At 67.4% G+C, this 1,604-nt stretch carries 2 protein-coding genes; both read left to right on the forward strand.

All coding sequences use genetic code 11. The annotated features are described in order from the left end of the window. Positions 1–80 precede the first annotated feature (80 nt). Positions 81–635 (forward strand): M23 family metallopeptidase, encoded by a 555-nt coding sequence (locus tag ACQKDV_RS19410; protein WP_427785853.1) that lies wholly within the window; start codon positions 81–83, stop codon positions 633–635. A 183-nt stretch (positions 636–818) separates the two neighbouring features. After that, the coding region (locus ACQKDV_RS19415; RefSeq protein WP_427785854.1) for a TonB-dependent receptor plug domain-containing protein at positions 819–1,604 on the forward strand (786 nt) is incomplete at its 3' end.

Here is a 1,604-nt window from a genome sequence, read left to right on the forward strand (position 1 = left end):
CACCGGGGGAATTGTGCCTGATCAGGGCACCGTTCCGAGACACAAGAGTCGAGCATGGCTCGACGCTACACTCGGACTGCATGAGCACACCGCCCTCCCCTGCCCGACGCCTGCGCCGTTGGCTGCTCTCCGGCGCATTGCTGCTGGCCGCCGGCATTGCCGCGCTCTCCCTGTGGAACAGCCCATGGGCGGCCGCGCCGAAGATGCTGTGGACGCTGGGGCGCATGCCACCGGCCAACGGACTGCCTGTGCCGGTGGACGGTGTGCGCCCCCGGCAGATCGCCGATACCTTCGGTGCCCCACGTGGCCGTGACCGCACGCATGCCGGCATCGACATCTTCGGCAAGCGCGGCACGCCCGTCCGCAGCGTTACCGCAGGCGTCATCGCCGATGTGAGCGAGCGCGGGCTCGGCGGGCGCCAGGTCTGGGTGATCGGGCCCGGCCGCGAGCGCTACTACTACGCGCACCTGGAAGACTGGGCCGAGGGCCTGGCACGCGGCCAGGTAGTGCAGGCAGGGCAATTGCTGGGGTACGTCGGTGACAGCGGCAACGCCAAGGGCACCCCGCCGCACCTGCACTGGGGCATCTACGGCAAGGACGGCGCCCGCGACCCATTGCCGCTGCTGCTGCACTGACCGACGGAACGCGCCCGTCGCCATGGCTGCATGAATACTCAGGATTTGTAAACGGGAATAGTTCGCATTATTATTCCGGCCGTTTACGGTTGGGCCAGGACGGCCGGCCACCCTCACTTCCCGTTGCGCCACGCCCCCGCGGATACCGGTCGGCCCAACGCACGTGTTCGTCCAGGAATCCTCATGTCCCGTCATACCCTCCGTCTTCCGCAGCCGCGCCGGCTGTCGGCCGCCGTGCTTGCCGCCCTGTGCCTGGCCGCCGCGCCGGCCGCCTTCGCCCAGACCGCGGCCGACCCGACCACCCTCGACAAGATCGTGGTGAAGGGTGAGCGCGCCGAAGGCTATTCGGTGCGCAGGACCTCGGCCGGTACCCGCTTCGACCTGGCCCCGCGCGAGATCCCGCAGTCGGTCAGCATCATCAGCCACCAGCGCATCGAGGACCAGAACCTCGACGACATCATCGACGTGCTGGGCAACACCACCGGCGTCAGCAGCACCCAGTCCGACACCGAGCGTACCGAGTTCTATTCGCGTGGTTTCTATATCGACAGCTACCAGTTCGACGGCCTGCCCACGCAGATGGTGCAGAACTGGAGCTATGGCGATTCCGGCCTGGATCTGGCCCTGTATGACCGCGTCGAAGTGGTCCGCGGTGCTACCGGCCTGCTGACCGGCGCAGGCAATCCGTCGGCATCGGTCAACCTGATCCGCAAGCATGCGGACAGCGCCGAGCTGACCGGCAGCGTGTCGGTGAACGTCGGCAGCTGGGGCCGCACCCGCAGCACCGTGGACGTGACCACCCCGCTGAATGCCAGTGGTTCGGTGCGCGCCCGCGTGATCGGCAGCTACCTGGACACCGATGCGCAGATGGACCGCTACAACCAGCACAAGACGCTGGGTTATGCCGTCATCGATGCCGACCTGACGCCGGATACCCAGCTGAGCGTGGGTTACGACTACCAGCAGAAG

Source organism: Stenotrophomonas sp. NPDC077659 (assembly GCF_050268705.1).
Lineage (GTDB): Bacteria > Pseudomonadota > Gammaproteobacteria > Xanthomonadales > Xanthomonadaceae > Stenotrophomonas.